We start from the raw sequence: 17,867 nt of genomic DNA on the forward strand, positions 1-17,867 counted from the left end.
TGGTGGTGTGTCTGTTTGGGTGGTTCGGTGGCTCAATCCCATAGGTTCACCATTTGCAGATCCGGGGCTTGTGGCGCGACATCCGGTAGCGACACGACGGTGCCGTGAGGAATGATCGTGCCGAGATCCGAAAGTCCAGGGTTTGCCTCAAGCACCGCCTCCGTGATGCCGGCGGTTCGGCCGTAGACTCGCCAGCAAATGGCGTCGACGGTGTCGCCTTGGGCGGCATAGACGGAGGCCGCCATCAAATGAGCTCCACTGTTGAATGCCCGACGCCCAGCAGGTCGCGGATTGCGAAGCGGGCGTCACGCCGGTACTCATCGACAGAGGGCGTCAGTTCGTCGGCGTTCTTGTTGCCTTCGACGCTGCTGTCGTAGCTGCGATAGCGCTCAGCCAGTTCAGCGCCGACGCTGCAGTAAATGGAGCGGCGGTACAGGTGGACGAAGTGGCTTTCGCCATTAACCTCGGATGTCGGCACGGCTGCGATGGATGTGTAGCCATTGGCGAGATGGTTCGCCTTCACCTTGGCGAGTTCGCCATTCACCTGGATCAACGCGTTGACGGTCACGACTTCAATCCGGGCGTCGGTGATGCTGCCATCTAGGCGGATGGTCTTGCGCAGGTGCACGACATCGATGTCAGGCCAGAACTGATCGTTGGTGATGACGAATGGCTCATCAGTGTGGCCGGTAGCAATAAATCCGCTCATGGTTCAGCCCTAAGTCGGCGGTGGCCGGGGCGTCACAGCAAGGAAAGGAGAAACCTGCTGTTCAGCCCCGGGCCGCCGGGGTTGCGGGGTACGCTCTGTCAGCTCCCGGTTGGGGGAGCAATCTTTTTCAGGAGGCGCTCAGCACCTTCCAAATCCTTTTTGCCGCCGCAACTGCCGTTCAGCTCAATGGCGCGTTTCAGCAGTTCGATGCCAGCCATTACCTGACCGGGTTGGCCCGGGTTATCGGCGGTGAGTCCAGCTACCGTGGCGCGTCCCGTAGCCAGGTACAGCTTTGCGCGGACTTCGTCCGGCATGTCCTGCTCCGCTGTCAGCTCCATGGTGCGGTGCAAAATAGCCAGATCGAATCCGCCGCTGGCTTTCTGAGAGATCAGCGCGCCTTCGGCGATTTCCTCGGCCACCAGGCAGCCAGTAGTTCGCTCAAAGCGATCGGGCATCAGCAGGTTGTGCTGCAACACATACGCCGCGATATCGAGCGCACCGGTGTAATCACCAGCGTCGATGCGCCAGATCATGATGGTGGTGAGTACTTCGTCCTGAGCGCCGTTGCCCGCAGCAAGCACTCCGTCGACGTAAGGCACGTACTCCGGCAGAAGCTGCAACTTCAGCGCGGCTTTGCCTTCGTTCGACTGGATTTGCTTGAGGCGCAGACGGTGCTGCAGCAGCTGGGCCAGCTGCATTTCATAGGCCGTCCCTCCCGCCATCGAAACAGCGGGCGACGCAGCGGCAGCCTCTTGCGAGGCAAGCGCTTTCAGCCGGTGACGTTGGGCGAGCGAGAGGGCCATGGTCATGCGGCCTCTTCGATGTTTTCGACCAGGGCGCCGAGACCGAAGTCCTCGATCACATAATCCTCGTTCGACGACTGATAGTCGGCGATGCGATCGCGCTCCGGCTCGTCCCGGGTCATGCGGCGACGGCTGCTGATCTGGAAGTAGATCGACAGGTTTTTCAGCGTGGTGATCATGATGCCGCCGTCGATGAAGAACGGAGCATCTTCGATCGGCAGGCCGCCCAGCGTGCCGTTGGCGAGGATCCGCGCGGCTGCCAGCTCATTTTCGTTGTCTGCAGCGCCTTCGATGTTGGCCAGGAACTTCGCGTGCAACAGGTTGCGATCGACCAGGACTACCAGATCCGGACGCTTGCGGTGCCATGGGTCGAGCAGCTGGATAGCGTCGTACACCAGACCGTCGAGAGTCTTGTAATCGCCGTTCGGGCCGATGGTGACCTTGCCAGCAACCTTGCCGCTGTTGAGCACACGTTCAGGCGCCTTGGTGCGGTACTTCTCCAGCCAACCGACGTTCACGTCCTGCAGCAGCTGATTGGTCGCGCGATCGGTCGTCGCGGCCGCACTGGTGCCGTTGAAGCCGATCATGATGCGGTCGAGGGCTTGGCGCTCGACGATCGCACCGGACAGACGAGCCTGAAAGTCTGGGAATTTCGCCCAGGCATCGAGCAACGCATACGGAATCGCGGTATCGAAGTCAGTCTTCTTGCAGCTGTACGTGTCGTTTTTGAGCGAGCCGACGCCGCGAGGATTTCGGGCGGCTTGGTTGGTGTCGGTCCGGCCGGCGATGGTCGAGCCGACGCCCAAAACGATGGCTTCACCGTCTTTCTCGTCGACGCCCAGCACGTTGATCTTTTTCAGGAAAGCGCTGGATTCCTGAATGGCCGTTTCCAACTTTTGCTGCACCGACGGGGTGACGGTGAATTTCTCAGCCACGGATCCGACAGAGTTGATCGCCGCGATCTGTTTGGTGAAGCCATTGAAGGCAAGCCGTGTTTCGTTACGCATGGTGTTCTCCTGGGGAGCTTGTAGGGGCCGGTGATCAGTAGGCGGTCAGCACAGCGCCGTCGCCGCCGATCGCGGGAGGGCGTTGGGTTTGGCTATGGTCTTGGGTATCGCCCAGGCGCTTGACCAGTTCGTTGAGGTCATTGCTGAGCTTGTCCACGCTGGTCTTCAGGTCTGCGGAGAATTTTTTCTCGGCCGCCAGTTGGTCTGGCAGATCTTTGACGTGTTCGGCGACAGCTTCGACGGCCTGGCTGATTTGGGCGAACTCGCCGTCGTCCTTGGCCTGTTTGCCGGAGAGCAACGCTTGCACCTTGCTGAAGAGTTGGGCGCCTAAACCGGGCTTGTCCTCGATTTCTTCGAAAGTGAGTTCGGTTTCCACCGCCTCGGTGAACATCGAGGTCGCGGAGTAGTGGCGGTCTTTGAATGGGCTGGATTCAGGTTTTTGAGCTGAGAACGCGAGCACGTCGGTGCCGAGACTGGCCGGAGAGTCCGTTACAGCGAGACCGACGATGTAGGCTTCGCCGGTGTCGGAGAAGCTGTCGTCGATTTCGATGGACGTGTAAATCTTCTGTTTCGCCTTGTTCAGGGCGATCAGATCCGCGGTCGGTTCGATTTGGGCGAAAAGGGCGAGTTTGGTCTGGCCATTGATTTCGACCTCTTCAGCCTTCACTGCCGTAACGTCACCGTAGGCTTTGAACGGGCCGTCTGGCAGCATGCTGCGGAAATGCTCCAGCCAGATCCGAGCGCCGTAGGTAGTCGGGTTGAAGTTTTTGGCAGCCTGTTCCAGCCAGCTGCGTTTGATGGTGCGCTTGTCCGAGGTAGCGCCCTCAACGGCGACACGGAACCAGTTGCTGCGAAATTTCTTCATGTCGGGTATCCCTCAAAGCTGTGCTGCTGGGTGCAGTTACGTTGAGGTACATCCTCGGCAGTCGCGCGATCACGGGCAATCGACGCCAGTTGTAGGCCCACTCGCTACATGGCACATCGCTACGCCTTCACGCGCGCGAGGCGTCAGCATCGCCGCCATGACTACAGCCGCAGCCACTCCCATCCGCGATAACCGCCGTCAGGCCAAGTTCCTCTACTGGACCGGCCTGCGGATCTGCGCGATCGCAGAAATGCTGGATGAAAAGGAAAAGACCGTTCATGCGTGGAAAACGCGGGACGAGTGGGATCGGGCCGATAACGTGGAGCGCATCGGCGGTGCGCTGGAAGCGCGACTGGTGCAACTGATCCTCAAGGACGGCAAGACAGGCGGCGACTTCAAGGAAATCGACCTGTTGCATCGTCAACTGGAGCGGCAGGCGCGGATTGAGCGTTACAAGTCCGGTGGCACCGACACCGACCTCAATCCCAATCTGGCCAAACGCAACGAAGGCCCGAAGAAGAAAGCGGCTCGCAACGAGTTCAGCGAAGACCAGATCGAGCTGCTCACTGAGGCATTTAAAGACGGCTGCTTTGGCTATCAACTGGACTGGTACCGGGCGAGTAATCAGCGCACCAGGGCAATCCTCAAAAGCCGGCAGATCGGTGCCACCTACTACTTTGCTCGCGAGGCGTTCATTGACGCTCTTGTCACTGGGCGAAACCAGATTTTCCTGTCAGCGTCGAAGAACCAGGCGCACATCTTCAAGGCTTACATCCAAGGGTTCGCCCGCGAGGTTTGCGGTGTCGAGCTCACTGGCGATCCGATCATTCTGGCGAACGGCGCCGAGCTGCATTTCCTCGGGACCAACGCCCGAACCGCTCAGGGTTACCACGGTAATTTCTACTTCGACGAGTTCTTCTGGACGTTCAAATTCAACGAGCTGAACAAGGTCGCCAGCGGCATGGCGATGCAGAAGCAATACCGGCGCACCTATTTTTCGACTCCATCGAGCATGGCGCATGAGGCCTACACGTTCTGGACCGGTGAACGCTTCAACAAGGGCAAGCCGGTCGCCCAGCGGCTGAAACTCGACGTGTCGCACGACGCGCTGCAGCAGGGCCGACTCTGCGAGGACAGGATTTGGCGCCAGATCGTCACCATCCTTGATGCCGAGCAGCGCGGCTGCGACCTGTTCGACCTAGAGGAGCTACGCCTCGAGTACAACGCGGATGCCTTTGCCAACCTGTTGATGTGCCAGTTCGTTGACGACGGGGCGAGCATCTTCCCGCTCAACGTTCTGCAGCCTTGCATGGTCGACAGCTGGGTCGAATGGTCCGAAGACTACAAACCCTTCGCTGCGCGGCCGTTCGCCGATCGGCAGGTGTGGATCGGCTACGATCCGGCGGAAACCGGTGACAGCTCCGGCTTGGTGGTCGTGGCCCCGCCGGCCGTTCCCGGTGGGAAGTTCCGCATCCTCGAGCGCCACCAGTTCCGTGGGATGGACTTCGCCGCCCAGGCTGAGGCGATCCGCCTGGTCACGATGCGTTACTGGGTGACCTACATCGGCATCGACATAACGGGCATGGGCTCTGGAGTGGCCCAGCTGGTGCGCCAGTTTTTCCCCAACGTGACGACCTTCAGCTATTCCCCCGAGGTCAAGACGCGCCTGGTGCTCAAGGCCTACGACGTGATTCACAAAGGACGCCTGGAGTTCGATGCGGGCTGGATCGACATGGCCCAGTCGCTGATGGCGATCCGAAAGACCATCACGGCCAGCGGCCGGCAATTCACTTACACGGCAGGTCGAACCGACGAGACCGGGCACGCGGATCTCGCATGGGCTCTTTTCCACGCATTGCAGAACGAACCGCTTGAGGGCCAAACCTCAACGAATACCGGTTTCATGGAGATTTATTGATGAGCAACAGCGGCAGCGATACCACGCAATCGTCCACTTCAGCCCCGGCTGCGGCCGAGGCAGAGCTGCTGCCGGCAACGGGCGGCAAGATGGAGGCCTTCACCTTCGGAGACCCTACGCCGGTGCTCGATGAGCGGGGGATTCTGGACTACTTGGAATGCTGGCTGAACGGTCGCTGGTATGAGCCGCCAATGTCCCTCGACGGGCTGGCCAAGTCTTCCCGGGCCAGCGTGTTCCTGCAGTCGGGTTTGAATTTCAAGCGCAACATGCTCGCCCGCACCTTCATCCCCCATAAATTGCTGTCGCGGCAGACTTTCGAGCAGTTCGCCCTGGACTTCCTCTGGTGTGGCAATGGCTACCTCGAAAAGCGCGAGAACATGCTGCGCGGCACGCTCGGCCTGCAGCCCGCTTTAGGCAAATACATGCGACGTGGCGAGGATCTCGAAACCTACTACCAGGTACGCGGGTGGCGCGATGAGCATGAATTCAAGCGCGGGACGGTTTACCACCAGCGTGAGGCGGACATTAACCAAGAGATCTACGGACTTCCGGAGTGGTTGCCGGCCCTGCAGAGCGCACTGCTCAACGAGTCCGCCACCTTGTTCCGCCGCAAGTACTACAACAACGGCAGCCATGCCGGTTTCATCATGTACATGACCGACACCGCGCAGAACGAAACCGACGTAGGCGCTTTGCGCGCTGCGCTCAAATCCGCCAAAGGGCCTGGCAATTTCCGAAACCTGTTCATGTACGCCCCAGGCGGCAAGAAGGACGGCATTCAGTTGATCCCCGTCAGCGAGGTTGCGGCCAAGGATGAATTCGGCTCGATCAAGAACATCAGCCGCGACGACATGCTCGCGGCGTTGCGTATCCCCCCTCAGCTGATGGGGATCGTGCCGCAAAACGCCGGCGGTTTCGGCTCGATCAAAGAGGCCGCACAGATCTGGGCCATGAACGAGCTAGAACCCATCCAGGCACGTCTGCAGCAGGTTAATGAATGGTTGGGCGAAGAAGTTATCCGCTGGAGGCCGCTGGAACCCGTTTCCGACAAATGATCAGCCCGGGCGGCTGTTCGTGGGAGCTGCCGTCCTTTATCAATCCGAAGTAAGGATCACCAATGTCTGCACCGATTTTCCCTTGGATGGGCGGCAAGCGCCGCATGGCGAAACACATCCTGCCGGAGTTTCCAGACCATGATTGCTACGTTGAGCCGTTCTGCGGCGGCGCGGCCTTGTTTTTTATGAAGGAGCCCAGCCGCGTGGAGGTGATCAACGACTTCGACGGCGAGGTGGTGAATCTCTATCGGGTCGTTGCCAATCACCTGGAAGAGTTCGTGCGCCAGTTCAAATGGGCACTGGTGAGCCGCACAATGTTTGCATGGGCAAAAGAGCAGGCGCCGCGCACGCTGACCGATATACAGCGCGCAGCGCGCTTTTTCTATCTGCAGAACCTGTGCTTCGGCGGCAAGGCAAAAAGTCGGTCTTTCGGGACCGCGACCACTTCGGCGCCGAGGCTCAATTTGCTGCGTATCGAAGAGAAACTCAGCGACGCCCATCTGCGCCTGGCGCGGACCACTGTTGAGCATCTCGATTGGAAGGAGTGCATCCGCCGGTACGATCGGAACCACACGCTGTTTTATCTGGATCCGCCTTACTGGGAGACCGCTGGATACGACGCTGGGGATTTTGGTTTTGAACAGTTCGAAGCCATGGCGGATCTGGCGCGATCGATCCGGGGGAAGATGGTGATATCGGTGGGTGACCATCCGAAAATTCGCGAGGTGTTTGCGGGGTTGCGACTGAAGGAGGTGCCATTCCGGCATACCGTAGGCGGTAATGGTGGAGTTGAAGTGAACGAGCTGGTTTATTTCAACTGGTGAAATTATCTGGCGTTAGCACGTCAAACGCGCTTGGCGTGCTAGCTCAATCATACGTTCTTAAATAAGAAATATAACGCGATTGCTACGGTCAATATAACAACAATCGCTGCTATACCAGTATTCTGATGTGCCGCGAACAGTGTGGTAAATCCGGTTTTCGGGCGGTTGGCGTCGGCTTCCCACTCGGATGGTACAATTTCATCGAATTCAAATAATGGGCGCCAATACTTCCTTATATGCAGTCCATTATTTTCAAAGAATTCGCTATGGGAATAATCAAAATATCTGTCTGTAACTGTTGCGCTCTTAAAACCTACGCGCCCAGTACTACCATATCCCCATGTAGCGCAGCTGGCTATTAGCGGCCAAATGTCTCTCACGCCTACATCATTGATGATTGAGCTTTTCTGCATATTTTGAGCGTTGCGATCCCACGGATAACTTCGTTTAATAAGGCATCCGCTCAGCACGATTTTTTCAAACTTAATGTCTGGATGGTCTTCCAGAATTCTACTTACTACATACGTTCCGAAACTGTGAGCGATTACAGAAACCTTAGCCAACGGCTCTTCGCTTTTCAATCTTCTGATGTCGCGCACGATTTTATTAACTGGTCCCTTTCGAAAAGGACCAGCCAATTGCAGGCCGGTTACTACGTCATAGCCCAAGTCATGCACTTGCAAGTTTGCAACGCCGTGAAACTCTCTTTGAACGTCCCGCTGCCAAGCGCCATCCGTTCGGATGCCATGGATAAGAACGAGTATTCTTGAATTTGGGCTGTCGACTATACCGCTACGCTTATTGTCGACCAAGGCATCGAACAGTACCTGATGATCTTTTGGGATTGTCGATCGAAGTAAGCCGAATACTTCTTTTCGTTCTTTAGGGTCAGTCGCGTTCCACAGTTTTTCAACTAATTGTATAACTTCAGTGGAGTTCATCTTTCGCCACGCTGTACATGGTTTCTAGATCATCATCACTGACCTCCATCTCAACGCCCCTCAGAGGGTCGAAGACAAAAGAGGGGCAATCGTACCAGCTATCCACCTGCAGAATTTCAGGGCCGAGCGGTGATCTGATTACCAAGCGACGCTCCATGATTCCAGCTTGCACTAAAAGTGTCGCCACTTTCGCGAAGCGAGCGGAACTCCCTGCTTGAGATATATCAAATAGGCGATTGATGTTCATAGTCACATCATAGACTCTTGCGCCGCTGGCTCTTTCGATATCTTCAAAGTGCTCAGCTACCCTAACGAGAGCATCTGCAATTTGCGGATTTTCTTCAATTAAGGGAGAGAATCTTTTCGATAACATAAGAATATTCCCCAGGCGTGCAAGTTGCGGTTATTGCAAACTCGTTCCGCTCGCCGCTCAAATAAACATGTATTTGCCGGCTAGCATCATCTGGCATTATAAACCAAATATTAGAACCCGTCACAAAACCTTTTTCTGCCATGAAACTTTTCATTGCGGCGGACGAGCCTCCGTCATCTGAAAGGTTTTTAGACAGGTTCGATGCAGCAAGGTTCATGGATACCCCGAAATCATTCATAGCAGTGGTCGTGCTATAACGGATTACCCCAGCGAAATCTTCCTGCTTGTTATATAGGGTCTCTTTAGCCTTGCTTAAGGAAACCGGTTCAAACAGGTTGATAGGCACAAACTTCAATATCTTGGCAATCATTGCGGATAATTGCTGATGATATTTTGTTGATGTCTCTCTTGAAGCAATTCTTACTTGTAATAGGCCGTCGAGATTCAAGTGAGCGATACTTATCGCTCTCTTTTTTGTTATTTGATATGTCTTGGTTCTTCGGTTCGTTGCGGCATCCAAACTGTCTTCTACCAGCTTGCTGCTCTCACGAGTTTCGCAGATTTTAACCGTCAACGAGATTGGACCAGTGCCGTTGGGGGCCTCGTCTAGTCTTATGTCTACTATTTCAGGGGACTCAGGCATTTCGAGGTGCAGAGGAACGGTCATTCGTTCTAACACCTCTAACTCCGAAGCAATCGATTCCACTCGCGCTCTGCCCAGTATTTTCTGTGCATCTGCGGGGGAGCACTTGAAGAGAAAGATGTGCTGTTTGCCGTACTCTTCTACTTGCCGGAGGAGAGCAGATAAGTCTTCGATCGTCAGCTTCTTAGATTCTAACGCTGGCAAAACTCTTTGAATGTACAGCTCATCCCAGTTGGGTGCGGTGATGGGGATTTTTCGATCCCGCAAAAACTCACGTACAACCTCGAGGCTGCTCGCCTCTCTGATCAACCCAAATACGATTTTAGCTTGTTTCTGTTCAGCAGGGCTAAGCACTAGCTCACTCCATATCTGGAAAACTTCTGAGAGGCCGTCAACGTGGCCGACTTCGTTTTACAGAGATGGACCGGTCGCCCGAAAGCGTCCTCGCCTGGCTTGCGTGTAGATGCCGCTTCCCTGCCTCTGAATTTTCGCCTTTAACACGAATGAACACAATGCCAGCATTGGATTATCTTCAGTTTCGTGATCACCGGCTTAGGGCGGTCTGCGCAACGCCCTGCCCAGCGGTACTTGCGCGGCGGGCCTCGCCCTTCGAGAATACTGTTTATTAATACAGTATTAGGTCGTTTTTATGGCTCGCGATTTGCCACCGTTTAGGCCTATCACACAGGCAGAGCTGCGCTATATCTGGGCCTATCATCCTGAATGTCGACGGCTGGTTCTCGAGGTCGAGCGTTACCGGCGGGTGATCGCACAGATCGATGATCTCTACAAAATCACCCACCAGTCATGGCGCAGCAATATGGGCGGCAATCTCACAGCGTTACATCTGCTGCAGCAGATAATGACTGAAGAGCGCGAGCGCCTACCGGCGAAGATCGATAACGCAGATCCCGCCCCATAAAAAAGGCTCACAGCCTTCAACTGGGAGCCTTGCGCCATGCCATGATCAAGGGGTTAGTGCGGATCGTAGCCGGAGCGTGACAAGATGGTTTGCAATTTATCGACGGCCTGCTTGACCAGGTGGGCCTCTTCGTCTGACCCCGCATGGGCGGAAAATTCGAACCAGCCCACCCGCCTGATGAACTGTGCAAGCGCCAAGGTTTCTGCGTTGGTCAGATCTTCGCTTTCAGTTGTCCCGGCTGTTGCAGTAAGGCTGAGCGCATTTTGATTTGGATAATTTGGTGTGTCGGTCATGTTCGGTACTCCCTTATATAAGAGAGTCAAAGCTATCGCCCTTACCGATGGCTTACCTAGACGGTAATGCCGCTTCCGATCATTGTTCATGCTCCGAGCGTCTTGTCGTAGCGGCGTCGTCGAAGGCTTTATACAAGCCTTCAATACTCCATGCGTTCAGCGCCTTGACTGTTTCAAGCCCCAACACAAAGCCTTCGGCGCGATCACTGGCGCGAAACAGGTCATCGGCCGTCTGCGCGCGCGCGATCTGTGCAAGGAGTTTCAGGACTTGGGCCTGCACAGCGTTTGGCAGGTTCATTGCCGTTATCTCGTCCGTCACTGCCATTTCCAGCCATCCAGACTTGCCGGTTGATCAACTGCCAAATCGTATTGCTCAACGTCAATCAACAGCCAACCACCAGTGGGCTCGTTGCAGCCGTCGATGATCGGGCCTTGAATCAGCAGACCGTCTGGCAGCATCACCCGCAGGGTGTTGGCGTCTTTGGGGCCTAGCAGATAATGCTGGAGTCCAACGCGCGTACGACCGGGACCGGCGTTGCTCACGCGAACCGGGCATTCCAAAGTGGTTAACTCAACGGGGGGGTGCCCGTGGCGCCGTGTCAGCACAGTGACGGTGGCCAGACCTTCATAAACGTACATGAGGAGTCCTTATCAGACAATGAGTGTCGGCAGCGAGCCAAGCGGTAGGAGGATGGTAGACCAGTCTAGGGATGGCTGGTTTCCACGGCGCATAAAAGGCCCCCATGCCTGCACCAAGCGTGGTGGCCGATTCAACCCAAACGGCGTTCCTACCAGCTATCTGTAGTCATACGCGGCGACGAATCAGTCGTGAACGTTGGTTTACACCGGGTCTGGCACCCAATCGCCGTCGACATACCTGCCCTTTTCCTCAAGCTTTGGCTTGGCCTGCCCCAGATAAAACAGCGTGCATGGCGTCTTGTCGCTGGTCCAGCCGGGCACGATGGCCAACAGCTCGGCCCCCGCGTCGATCAACTTATTGGCTTGTATTACATCGCTCACTTCCTCGATGTTTCCAATGTGGGCGTAGCTCATAGAAACACTCCTAATTGTTCACGAATGAATGGTCAGCCTAGCGCATTGAGCATCCCGAAGGAGCGCCATTTATTCGGTGATGATAATGCGGCGAGGTCGCCTTACCGCCAGATTACTCCGGCGGTAAGACTCCAACGTTATTGAGCCTGAATCAGGACGGGCTTCTTGAAAACCCAGCACTTGGTTGTGGTCTTGCGGATCGTGCTGTCCACCGCCTTCATCCCCACGAATTGGGGTTCGGTGCAGCGCTTCAGTGCATTCGTCACCTCGGTGCTGATGATGGCCTGAATGCCATTTGCTGCGAACAGTTCGACCAGGTGCGGCATGTTCAATGCGACCAGTTGTGAGTCCTTGGAGTGGTTGTACGCGATGCCCTTGGTGTCCAGCTGCAGGAGCGCGGCCCAGAAGTCGGCAACGAGGTCGGCCTGGGGAGGCTCGACGCTGCCGATGGTTTCGAGATCCGGTACCGGCAAACCCATTGCGGTGGACAGCTTCGTGATCTCGATACCGAGCAAATCGCGCACCGTTCGATTACGGGTGCGCATCAACTCCTTCACCAGCCCAAGACGATGCTTCGACATGCTGATCTGCTGATTGACCGTGAGCTTCTCGCTGAGGGAATAGCTGCCGTTTTTTCGCAGCGACGGGAGGACGTCATGAGTGACCCAGCGTTTGAACCGTTTCGCTTGGGGCTTTCTGCTCGTGAACATCAAGCTGTAAAGGCCCGCCTCATTAATCATCACCACCTGCTGAGGACCACCGGGGGTACCCATAGTACGGGTATCCCTTTCATCATCATCCAGACGTGAATAAGCACCCTTCACATCAGCGATCTCCAGCACCCTGCAGACATCAGCAGCAACGAACCAAGTCTCGCCGTTTTGTTCGTCGAGGATCCGGACTGGCTGCGTTTCGAATTCAAAAAGAGATGGCGTCTTCATTTTTATGGCCTGTTCAGTAGTTTGGTTGGGGCAAAAGGGGGGGGGGTGTACTGCACCCCCCCCTTCGTCACGATCAGATCCGGCGGGAGCAGCTGTTGGCAGAGCGAATGACGCTGTCCAGGTCAGCGCAGATCCGGTCCAAGAAGCCAGCCAGCATTTGTGGCGTGTACAGGCCGGGGTGATCGGCCTGCTGTGCGAGCGCATGCACCAGGGCAAGCGAATCCCGCACCCGTTCCAAATCAAACAAATCGTCGTCAGAGAGGCAGTAGGGCTTTCTCATACGGCACCGCTGTGCGTTTCAAGAACGCGTACTTGGTGCATGTGATGGTTGTAGCGCTTGAGGCGAGTAGCGAGGGAGGAGTTGGCGTGCAACGCGGCGAGAGCCATGCGGCGATGGGCAAGTGCGCGGATTTTGGACGGAATGAGGGCGGTCATAGTGAAGCTCCTTTTGCTGACTGGAGCTGCCACGTTCGTTACCAAGCGAATGGGTGGCAGCTGTACGCAGGTTGGTAAACCGGGGCAAAAGGAACCCGGCAGGCCCGAAGACCTCCCACGCACAGCCGCCATAACACGGAACTGAGGGCACAAAAAAAGCGCCTGCAGTTGTGAAGATGGGCGCTGTTGCGCCTTTTGCATGTCGGGTTACCAAGCCCGGTCGCTGAATTGGCAGCGACGACCGCACTGTACGCCTCTCAATGTCCGGGGATCAAGTGTCCCCGGACAATATTTCATATCACGGTACGTTGTCGCCGGCGGCGGCTGACGTCGCTCGGCTGTGGTGGCCAGCGACGTAGGGACGAGGCCGGCAGATGGGGCGCGCACCGTTTTGGGGCGATCCAGCGGCGGCAGGGTGTTCTGCACCTGGCGCGCGCCGTCGTCCCCCCGCCACGCCTGCGGGCTAAATGGGTCTCAATTTCTGCACACCTGCAGCCATCCTCCAGCAGCGCCCGCCGGGCTTATCCTGAGCGAGCAGGGGTAGAGAAAACCCTACAAAACCCTGCACACCCCACCACTTTTTCGAGCGGCCAGGTGCTTGATCCTCAGGCCCTTTTTTCAGGTGACCCATGGGAAACAAGTAATTTAGGTATGGACGGGTAAGAAACCAGCTGGAGCCCGCGTGCGATGCGGTTTTGAGCACTTACTTTGCACTAGCTTTTTTGAGTAAGGAGGGGAGTAATTTTTTGATAACTATATGATTTATATAGATATTTTATTTTCGATTTCTGACCTAGGTAAAAGGTAATGTTATTTCTATATATTACTTAAAACTTACCTAATCCAATAACCTAGAAGCCTTGTGTTTTAAGGCTTTCAGAGCGGCCATGGAAAAACTTACCAAAAATACTGGTTTCCCATGGGTCAACATAAAAATCGAATCAGGCCCTAGGGAGGATGGCGGCAGATGCTCGCTCGCGTTTCTGCTCGCAGTCGCATGCACGCTTCCACAGCTGCGCATGCGCTCCCGGACAAGCGCATTGCGCGCTTATTACGTCCCTTATTACGTCTAGGGCAAAAAACAAGGGCCTGCATCGCTGCAAGCCCTTGGTTTGTATGGTGCCGGCACCAGGAATCGAACCCGGGACCTACTGATTACAAGTCAGTTGCTCTACCATCTGAGCTATACCGGCGTGTGGGCGACGATTATAGCGACTCGGGTGCTTCTGTAAACCCCTGAATTCAGACTATTTTTGCGCCCTCTGCGAATCACGCCCGGCGCAGGACGTTGCGCAGTTTTTGCACAGCGCGCCAGGCGCGGCTGTTTTGCATGGCGTGCAGTTCGGCTTCGGCTTGTTCGGCGCGTTGCAGGGCGGTTTCCAGCGCCGGGTTTACCGGGTGGGCGAGGTTGTGGCCTTTGCACAGCTGGAAGTTGTCGAGGTTGCACGGTGGCAGGTCGAACGCGGGTTTGAGGCTGATGTGTTCGTTGGCGAGGAAGAAGCTATTGAGGCCGTCGAACAGGACGTTGGTGTAGCCGGCGTCGATCACCAGGTGTTCCCAGGTGTGGTCGCGCTCCCATGGGGTTTCGATGAGGATGATCCATGGGCGGAAGCGACTGAAGTCCATACCGCGCAGTACGGTTTCTTCGTGACCTTCGACGTCGATTTTCAGAAAGTGGATCGGCCGTTCGCCGGCGTGTTCTTCGCAGATCGAGGTCAGTGTGCGTGCGTTGACGGTGAGGCTTTGCACGTCCATGCCAAGGTTTTTACGTTCTTGCGCAACCACCGGGTCGGCGGTGGACAGGCCGGTGCCGGGAATGCCGTAGAAGGTCAGTTCGCCCGGCTGGTCGCTGGCGATGCATTGCAGCGTGGTGTCGCGGGGGCGATGGTGGCGGAGCGCGTCGTAATAGTTCTGCATCGGTTCGACATTGATGCCCTGCCAGCCGCGATCGTAAAAGGCTTTGGTGACCGAGTCGTGGATCGGGTCATTGGCGCCGACGTCGATATAAAAACCGTTTCCAAAATGCTGCAAGGCGCGCCAAAGGCGAACGTCCTCGAAATTCTGTGCGTAAGAAATGAACGTCACGGTGGCTTCCTGTCGGGCAGTTTTTTCTTGTTCGGGCCTGCGCTACCTGCACGGCGTAGGTCTGTATAGCAAGGGTGGTTGGCCGGTGCAATTGTCCGCTCCCCCCGTCCGCGATTCGGCGGTTATGTCCTTTTGCTTGGGGGCTTATGCACAACGGGCTTTGAAGAGAGCGGGCTTAGAGGGGATTTTGTGGACGGGTTCTCATTTGATGCGCAAATCCCTGTTTTACCGGTTTTTTATTTGTGTGAACAAAAAATGACCAAGGCTGTTAATGGCTTGAAACAGGCGTGGATATTGGATCCAGCAGAATTCCATCAACAGAGTTATCCACAGGCTGTAAAGATTTAAACGCGTTCCGCCAGCAGCAGGAAATTGCGCGGTGTGAGCGGCGCTTCGCAGAAGGTGCCCAGACGTACGACATATCCCTGCTCGGTGAGGAAAAGTGCCCGATCAAGATTCAGCCAAAGCTCCAGCGGGCGTCGGAACAGTCCTCGCAGCAATTCCAGGTTACGAACTTCGGCCAATCGCTGCCAACCGGCGATTTCCAGTGCAGGCCAATTCTGCTCGCCGATTGTGGATAACTCTTTCAGCGCCGCCAGGTCGCGGCAGTAATCGGCGAACGATTTTTCCAGCCATGCGCTCGGCAGGGAAGGTGTCGGCAGGTATTCCTCGACGTCGCGCACTTGCCGTTGCAGCAGATCGAAAGCCAGTCGGCGGGCCATGGAAGTATCGCGTTGACGTCGGACGCGGGCACCGGCGGTGACGGTTTCGCTCATTGGCAGCGACAGATCTTCCAGTGAGAGCTGTAGGGCAGAGCGTGAGCCGGCGGAAGATAACGCCTGATATTCCGTGCGACTGATCCGGTTATAGCAACACGGTGCGATCGCCAATTGTCGGCAGCCGGCCGCCGAAGCCAGTTGCATCAGCCGCACATGCAGGTCACCGCAAGCGTGCAGGGCGACAGGTGTGTGTTCCGTGTTCAGCAATAAAGCCGCGTCCGCCGCGAGCACATCCTGTTCGACATGCAGCGCATGCAGGTGATGACGCTCACTCAGCGCCTGACCGCTGGCAACCAGCGCCGGGTCATATTCCAGACAGGTGAGTTGCTGGCCAGCACCGAGCAGGCGCCGCCCCAAATGGCCTTTGCCCGAACACCAATCCAGCCAGTGCTTCGGTTGTGAGGCAAACGACAGGCGGCTGGCGAACGCCTCGATCTGCTGCCATTTGCGCCCCGGTACGTCGACATTCAGGCGATGGCCGGCAACTTCCAGGTCATGTGCAGGCAACTCACCCACTGCACTCAGCTCAAGCGACGACGCCGCCAATGAAGCAAACGGCTCCGGCGCATTCAAAAGCTCGGCAGGGTTGTTGTGAGCGTTTTCCGCATCTTCCAGCGAGCGTCCGCGTAGCCACGCGGACAGCTCCGGGCAGGACGCTTCCCAGGGAAGTTGCAGATGAGTAAACGGGCGGGGCTTCCACAGCGCCTGATGCGCTGTGAGAAATGTATCCAGTGCCGTGAAACGGGCGAGTAGGGCCTCGCCCGTCAGCACGTCAGAAGAATCAGCGTCCCTGGCACGCATCGACGCGCAGCCAGCGTTCCAGCAATTTGAAACCGCGAACCAGCACGTAGGCCATCACCAGGTAGAACAAGCCGGCAGCGAAGAAGATCTCCACCGGCAAGTAAGTGCGGGCAATGATCGTACGGGCCATGCCGGTCAGTTCCAGCAGCGTCACAGTACTGGCCAGGGCGCTGGCCTTGAGCATCAGGATCACTTCATTGCTGTAGGCCGGCAGACCGATGCGCGCAGCGCGTGGCAGGATGATGTAGAACAGCGCTTTCGGCCGGGACATGCCCAGCGCCCGCGCCGCTTCGATTTCACCCGGCGGAATCGCCTGGATCGCGCCGCGCAGGATCTCGGCGATGTAGGCGGCGGTGTGCAGGGTCATGGTCGCGGTCGCGCACCAGAACGGATCGCGCAGGTATGGCCACAACGCGCTGCTGCGCACCGCGTCGAACTGCGCCAGGCCGTAATAGACCAGGAACAGTTGAACCAGCAACGGCGTGCCACGGAAAAAGAAGATGTAGGCGTAGGGCAGCGAGCGCACATACCACAGCTTCGAAGAGCGGGCGATGCCCAGCGGGATTGCCAGCAGCAGACCGGCAATGACTGCGATGGCCACCAGTTCCAGGGTCAGGGTCGCGCCCTGCGCCAGTTTCGGCAGCCACTTGATGATGACTTCCCAGTTCATTGAGCGCTCCTCGCGAAGCCGCGGGCGGCGCGTTTTTCCAGGAAGTGCATGCCGGTCATCGCCAGTACCGTCAGGCACAGGTACATGAGGGCAGCGACCATATAAAAGGTGAACGGCTGTTTGGACACGGTCACGCCGATCTGTGCGTGACGCATGATTTCTTCCAGGCCGATGACCGACACCAGCGCGGTGTCCTTCATCAGGATCATGAACAGGTTACCCAGACCGGGCAGGGCGATGCGCCACATCTGCGGCATGATCAGCCTGGTGAAGATCCGCCATTTCGACAGGCCCAGAGCCACGCCGGCCTCACGGTGGCCCTTGGGAATGGCGAGGATCGCGCCTCGGAACACTTCCGTGGCGTAGGCGCCGAAGCACAGGCCCAGCGCGATGACGCCGGCAGCAAAGGCGCTGAGTTCCAGTTCGGGATTGCCGAAAAACTCTCCGAGCGCGCGCATGGCGTTGACCGTACCGAAGTAGATCAGCAGTACCCAGAGCAATTCCGGGACGCCGCGCACGAGGGTCGAATAAGTGCCGCCAAGCCATTGCAGCGGCTTGTACGGGGAAGTCTTGGCCAGGGCGCCGAGCAGACCGAGCACCAGCCCGAGGCACAGGGCCGTGAGTGCCAGTTTGACGGTCATCAGCGCGCCGGCGGCGAGCGCCGGGCCAAATCCGTAGAGGTCGATAATCATGGATTTCTTTTCAAATCGCGGCAGGCAAGGCCGGGAGCCTGCACCGTCGGATCACGGT

Annotated in this window: 23 protein-coding genes and 1 tRNA gene; 4 read left to right on the plus strand and 20 right to left on the minus strand. The window is 57.0% G+C overall.

Going from position 1 to position 17,867, the window contains the following annotated elements; translation table 11 throughout:
* Positions 1–32 precede the first annotated feature (32 nt).
* The 5 genes from DLD99_RS01720 to DLD99_RS01740 all read right to left on the minus strand — a co-directional run bounded on the left by DLD99_RS01720 (position 33) and on the right by DLD99_RS01740 (position 3,384).
* Positions 33–245 (minus strand): tail protein X, encoded by a 213-nt coding sequence (locus DLD99_RS01720; RefSeq protein WP_114881063.1) that lies wholly within the window; start codon positions 243–245, stop codon positions 33–35.
* Positions 245–709, minus strand: a complete 465-nt coding sequence (locus DLD99_RS01725) for a head completion/stabilization protein (protein ID WP_114881064.1) — start codon at positions 707–709, stop codon at positions 245–247. Before DLD99_RS01725 ends, DLD99_RS01720 begins: the two co-directional genes overlap by 1 nt.
* 98 nt (positions 710–807) lie before the next feature.
* On the minus strand, positions 808–1,512 hold the full coding sequence (locus DLD99_RS01730; protein ID WP_114886550.1) for a phage terminase small subunit: 705 nt from the start codon (positions 1,510–1,512) through the stop codon (positions 808–810).
* 2 nt (positions 1,513–1,514) lie between these two features.
* Positions 1,515–2,519, minus strand: coding sequence for a phage major capsid protein, P2 family (locus tag DLD99_RS01735; protein WP_114881065.1), 1,005 nt, complete (start codon positions 2,517–2,519; stop codon positions 1,515–1,517).
* Positions 2,520–2,553: 34 nt separating this feature from the next.
* On the minus strand, positions 2,554–3,384 hold the full coding sequence (locus tag DLD99_RS01740) for a GPO family capsid scaffolding protein (protein ID WP_114881066.1): 831 nt from the start codon (positions 3,382–3,384) through the stop codon (positions 2,554–2,556).
* 157 nt (positions 3,385–3,541) lie between these two features.
* On the opposite strand from DLD99_RS01740, the gene DLD99_RS01745 reads away from it, so the two are divergent.
* The 3 genes from DLD99_RS01745 (at position 3,542) to DLD99_RS01755 (ending at position 7,181) form a co-directional block, all read left to right on the plus strand.
* A complete protein-coding gene (locus DLD99_RS01745) occupies positions 3,542–5,302 on the plus strand; it encodes a terminase ATPase subunit family protein (RefSeq protein ID WP_114881067.1) in 1,761 nt (586 codons plus the stop codon).
* Positions 5,302–6,357, plus strand: a complete 1,056-nt coding sequence (locus DLD99_RS01750) for a phage portal protein (RefSeq protein ID WP_114881068.1) — start codon at positions 5,302–5,304, stop codon at positions 6,355–6,357. The genes DLD99_RS01745 and DLD99_RS01750 overlap by 1 nt, the downstream gene beginning before the upstream one ends.
* Positions 6,358–6,419: 62 nt before the next feature.
* Entirely contained in the window at positions 6,420–7,181 is a 762-nt protein-coding gene (locus DLD99_RS01755; RefSeq protein WP_114881069.1) for a DNA adenine methylase, read from the plus strand.
* A gap of 47 nt (positions 7,182–7,228) precedes the next feature.
* Here DLD99_RS01755 and DLD99_RS29335 read toward each other — a convergent pair whose 3' ends face one another.
* The 3 genes from DLD99_RS29335 to DLD99_RS01770 are packed head-to-tail and all read right to left on the minus strand — an operon-like array spanning position 7,229 to position 9,492.
* Positions 7,229–8,122, minus strand: a complete 894-nt coding sequence (locus DLD99_RS29335) for an alpha/beta fold hydrolase (protein ID WP_244220771.1) — start codon at positions 8,120–8,122, stop codon at positions 7,229–7,231.
* Positions 8,109–8,495 (minus strand): hypothetical protein, encoded by a 387-nt coding sequence (locus DLD99_RS01765; RefSeq protein WP_162803446.1) that lies wholly within the window; start codon positions 8,493–8,495, stop codon positions 8,109–8,111. Before DLD99_RS01765 ends, DLD99_RS29335 begins: the two co-directional genes overlap by 14 nt.
* A complete protein-coding gene (locus DLD99_RS01770) occupies positions 8,464–9,492 on the minus strand; it encodes a hypothetical protein (RefSeq protein WP_114881071.1) in 1,029 nt (342 codons plus the stop codon). Before DLD99_RS01770 ends, DLD99_RS01765 begins: the two co-directional genes overlap by 32 nt.
* 295 nt (positions 9,493–9,787) lie before the next feature.
* On the opposite strand from DLD99_RS01770, the gene DLD99_RS01775 reads away from it, so the two are divergent.
* Positions 9,788–10,060, plus strand: a complete 273-nt coding sequence (locus DLD99_RS01775) for a hypothetical protein (protein ID WP_114881072.1) — start codon at positions 9,788–9,790, stop codon at positions 10,058–10,060.
* A gap of 53 nt (positions 10,061–10,113) precedes the next feature.
* Here DLD99_RS01775 and DLD99_RS01780 read toward each other — a convergent pair whose 3' ends face one another.
* The 12 genes from DLD99_RS01780 to DLD99_RS01825 all read right to left on the minus strand — a co-directional run bounded on the left by DLD99_RS01780 (position 10,114) and on the right by DLD99_RS01825 (position 17,809).
* Entirely contained in the window at positions 10,114–10,353 is a 240-nt protein-coding gene (locus tag DLD99_RS01780) for a DUF7706 family protein (RefSeq protein ID WP_114881073.1), read from the minus strand.
* A 79-nt stretch (positions 10,354–10,432) separates the two neighbouring features.
* A complete protein-coding gene (locus DLD99_RS01785; RefSeq protein WP_244220772.1) occupies positions 10,433–10,678 on the minus strand; it encodes a hypothetical protein in 246 nt (81 codons plus the stop codon).
* The gene (locus DLD99_RS01790; RefSeq protein WP_114881074.1) at positions 10,669–10,992 is read right to left on the minus strand and encodes a hypothetical protein; all 324 of its coding nucleotides are present in this window, start codon (positions 10,990–10,992) and stop codon (positions 10,669–10,671) included. The genes DLD99_RS01785 and DLD99_RS01790 overlap by 10 nt, the downstream gene beginning before the upstream one ends.
* Positions 10,993–11,193: 201 nt before the next feature.
* Complete coding sequence (locus DLD99_RS01795; RefSeq protein WP_114881075.1) at positions 11,194–11,406, minus strand: hypothetical protein; 213 nt, start codon at positions 11,404–11,406, stop codon at positions 11,194–11,196.
* Between the two features lie 137 nt (positions 11,407–11,543).
* The gene (locus tag DLD99_RS01800) at positions 11,544–12,347 is read right to left on the minus strand and encodes a BRO-N domain-containing protein (protein WP_162803447.1); all 804 of its coding nucleotides are present in this window, start codon (positions 12,345–12,347) and stop codon (positions 11,544–11,546) included.
* A 73-nt stretch (positions 12,348–12,420) separates the two neighbouring features.
* Positions 12,421–12,627, minus strand: a complete 207-nt coding sequence (locus DLD99_RS29030; RefSeq protein WP_162803448.1) for a hypothetical protein — start codon at positions 12,625–12,627, stop codon at positions 12,421–12,423.
* On the minus strand, positions 12,624–12,782 hold the full coding sequence (locus tag DLD99_RS29170) for a hypothetical protein (protein ID WP_167443756.1): 159 nt from the start codon (positions 12,780–12,782) through the stop codon (positions 12,624–12,626). Before DLD99_RS29170 ends, DLD99_RS29030 begins: the two co-directional genes overlap by 4 nt.
* Before the next feature lie 1,117 nt (positions 12,783–13,899).
* Positions 13,900–13,975 (minus strand) — tRNA-Thr (locus DLD99_RS01805).
* 76 nt (positions 13,976–14,051) lie between these two features.
* Complete coding sequence (locus DLD99_RS01810; protein WP_114881077.1) at positions 14,052–14,867, minus strand: FkbM family methyltransferase; 816 nt, start codon at positions 14,865–14,867, stop codon at positions 14,052–14,054.
* Positions 14,868–15,211: 344 nt separating this feature from the next.
* Positions 15,212–16,447, minus strand: coding sequence for a methyltransferase (locus DLD99_RS01815; protein WP_114881078.1), 1,236 nt, complete (start codon positions 16,445–16,447; stop codon positions 15,212–15,214).
* Complete coding sequence (locus tag DLD99_RS01820; protein ID WP_085712748.1) at positions 16,428–17,117, minus strand: ABC transporter permease; 690 nt, start codon at positions 17,115–17,117, stop codon at positions 16,428–16,430. The genes DLD99_RS01815 and DLD99_RS01820 overlap by 20 nt, the downstream gene beginning before the upstream one ends.
* Positions 17,114–17,809 (minus strand): ABC transporter permease, encoded by a 696-nt coding sequence (locus DLD99_RS01825; protein ID WP_114881079.1) that lies wholly within the window; start codon positions 17,807–17,809, stop codon positions 17,114–17,116. The genes DLD99_RS01820 and DLD99_RS01825 overlap by 4 nt, the downstream gene beginning before the upstream one ends.
* Positions 17,810–17,867 lie beyond the last annotated feature (58 nt).

Source organism: Pseudomonas kribbensis, from assembly GCF_003352185.1.
Taxonomy (GTDB): Bacteria; Pseudomonadota; Gammaproteobacteria; order Pseudomonadales; family Pseudomonadaceae; genus Aquipseudomonas; species Aquipseudomonas kribbensis.